The 2,086-nt window shown below is 67.4% G+C and carries 1 protein-coding gene; it reads left to right on the forward strand.

Translation table 11 applies throughout. The features are described from left to right. Positions 1 to 2,086: condensation domain-containing protein (locus FJV41_RS48890; protein WP_141649471.1), on the forward strand; the 2,086-nt coding region annotated here is incomplete at both ends.

Genomic DNA, 2,086 nt, shown 5'->3' on the forward strand with positions numbered 1-2,086 from the left:
GCGGCGGGGGTGCACGAGGACGCGCCGGGGGACAAGAGGCTGGTGGGGTACGTGGTGCTGGGGGAGGACGTGGAGTGGGAGCCGGAGGTGCTGCGAGAGGCGCTGGCGAGGAAGCTTCCGGAGCACATGGTGCCGCCGGCGCTGATGAAGTTGGAGGCACTGCCGCTGACGCCGAGCGGGAAGCTGGCGAGAAGCAAGCTGCCGGCGCCGGACGTGGAGAGCCTGCGGGGCGCGGCGCCCTTCGTGGCACCGAGGGACGCGCTGGAGGTGCAGTTGGCGGAGGCCTTCGCGGCGGTGCTGAAGTTGCCGCGCGTCAGCGTCACCGACAGTTTCTTCAGCATCGGTGGCCACTCATTGTTGGCGACCCAGTTGGTGGCGCGCATCCGCGCCTTGCTCAAGGCCGAGGTTCCCTTGAGGACTCTTTTTGAAGCGCCATCTGTCGCGGCGCTCGCGAAGCGCATCGAGGCGGATGTCCGGCTCAAGCCTGGCAACGCTCCGCAGTCGATGCTCGCGCGAGCGCGTGCGCGGTTCCGTAGTTCCAACGAGCAGGGAGACACGGAGGAAGAGATGCTCTCTTTTGCCCAGCAGCGGCTTTGGTTCCTGGACCAGTACAGGCCCGGCAGTCCCCTCTACAACATCCCCGCAGCGCTCCGGTTGAAGGGCGCGCTGGATGTGCAGGCGCTCGAGCGGGCCTTCACCGAACTGGTGCGACGCCACCAGTCCTTGCGCACCGTCTTCCAGTCCCGTGAGGGCAAGCCGGTCCAGGTCATCTCGCGAGGCGAGCCCCTGCGGATGCGGTTGCCGCTTCAAGACCTGGCGTCACTGCCGGAGTCCGAGAAGGAAGCAGAGGCGCTGCGGCTGGTCTGGGCCGAGGCCCGACGGCCGTTCGACTTGACGCGCGGCCCCCTGCTGCGCACGGGGCTGGTGCGGCTGGACGTCAACGAGCACCTTTTGCTCGTGACGATGCACCACATCATCGCGGACGCCTGGTCCATCGCCGTGCTCATCCGAGAGGTCGTCACGCTCTACGAGGCGTACAGCGTGGGGCGACACTCCCCGCTGTCGGAGCTGGGCCTTCAGTACGTGGACTACGCCGTCCAGCAGCGAGAGTGGCTCCAGGGCGATGTCCTGGAGCGACAGCTCTCCTGGTGGAAGCAACAGCTCGAGGGCGCACCGTCATTGCTGGAGCTTCCCACCGATCATCCTCGTGCCCTGGATGCTCGCAATCCAGGCGCGGTGATCAAGGTGGAGTTCTCACGGGAGCTCACCCGGGCCCTGGTGAGCCTGTGCCAGCGCGAGGGCGCCACGCTGTTCATGGGGCTCCTCGCGGGGCTTCAGGCGTTGCTGTCGCGGTACTCGGGACAGGAAGACATCTGCGTGGGGGCACCCATCGCGGGTCGCCAGCAGATGGAGACCGAAGAGCTCATCGGATTCTTCGTGAACACGCTGGTGCTGCGCACGAAGCTGAAGGGAGACCCGACGTTCCGCGAGCTGCTGGGGCGCGTGCGTGAGACGACGCTGGGGGCGTACTCGCACCAGGATGTGCCCTTCGAGAAGCTGGTGGAAGTGCTCCAGCCCGAACGGCAGCCGGGGCACACGCCGTTCTTCCAGGTGGCGATGGTGTTGCTCAACACCCCGCCCATGGAGCTGGCCACTCCGGGACTCTCCTTCGAGTCCGTGGACGTCGACAGTGGCACCGCGAAGTTCGACTTCACGTTGATGTTGCGCGAGACGCCCACCGGTCTGACCGGAACGTTGGAGTACCGCACCGACCTCTACGAGCCCGCGTCCGCGGAGCGACTGGTGGCGCACCTGCAACGGCTCCTCGAAGGTGCGGTCGCCAACCCGCTCCACCGCTTGTCCGAATTGCCGCTCGTCTCGGAAGCGGATCGACGCCTCGTGCTGGAGGCGTGGAACCCTTCAGCCACGGGCCCACGCTGGGAGGTCTGCGCGCACGAGTTGGTGGAGGCGCAGGCGGGGAGGACGCCGGAGGCGGTGGCGGTGGTGTTCGAGGGGGAGGAGCTGACGTACGCGCAGTTGGAGAAGCGAGCGAATCAACTGGCGTGGCACCTGGGCGGGGCGGGGG

Source organism: Myxococcus llanfairpwllgwyngyllgogerychwyrndrobwllllantysiliogogogochensis (genome assembly GCF_006636215.1).
Taxonomy (GTDB): domain Bacteria; phylum Myxococcota; class Myxococcia; order Myxococcales; family Myxococcaceae; genus Myxococcus; species Myxococcus llanfairpwllgwyngyllgogerychwyrndrobwllllantysiliogogogochensis.